Source organism: Paracoccus halophilus (assembly GCF_000763905.1).
In the GTDB taxonomy this organism is placed as follows: domain Bacteria; phylum Pseudomonadota; class Alphaproteobacteria; order Rhodobacterales; family Rhodobacteraceae; genus Paracoccus; species Paracoccus halophilus.
Map to the genome: position 1 here is coordinate 1 of NZ_JRKN01000098.1, position 771 is coordinate 771.

At 56.7% G+C, this 771-nt stretch carries 1 pseudogene; it reads left to right on the plus strand.

The annotated features are described in order from the left end of the window. Positions 1-771 (plus strand): annotated as a pseudogene (locus IT41_RS19240) (DDE-type integrase/transposase/recombinase); the annotation flags it as partial.

Below are 771 nucleotides of genomic sequence, written 5' to 3' on the forward strand. Positions count from 1 at the left end.
TGCAGCCGTCCATCCCGCACCTGACGCGATCTGCGCTGCACCGCTGTCTGCAGCGACATGGCATCTCGCGTCTGCCTGATATGGAAGGCGACAAGCCGAAGCGGTCGAAGTTCAAACGCTACCCCATCGGCTTCTTCCACATCGACATCGCCGAGGTTCAGACCGCTGAAGGCAAACTATATTTGTTCGTCGGCATCGACCGCACGAGCAAGTTCGCCGTGACCCAACTCGTCGATAAGGCCGACAGGAAGACAGCTTGGGAGTTCCTTCAGCACATGCTCGAAGCCGTGCCCTATCAGGTTCACACCATTCTCACCGATAACGGCATTCAGTTCGCAGAGCAGCCGCGGAACCGAAACACCATTTACTCCCGTCCGATGCGCTTTGACAGGATTTGCGAGGGCGAGACCTTGTCCGCCATTGGTTCAAGGACAAGGGTCGAGCGGCATCGAGCACAGGCTGACAAAGCCCAACCATCCCTGGAGTTCGGAGGATCAGAAAACAGTCCGGGGGACTGTTTTCCCGACAAACGGTCAGGTCGAACGAATGAACCGCACGATCAAGGAGGCCACTGTGAAGCGCTTCCATTACGACAGCCATGACCAGCTGCGAACGCATCTCGCGGACTTCATGACAGCCTGCAACTTCGTGCGCAGGCTCAAGACCCTCGGCGGTCTCACGCCTTACGAATAAATCTGCAAGATCTGGACATCAGAGCCTGACAGATTCATCCTGAACCCGATCCACCAAATGCCAGGACTGAACACCTAG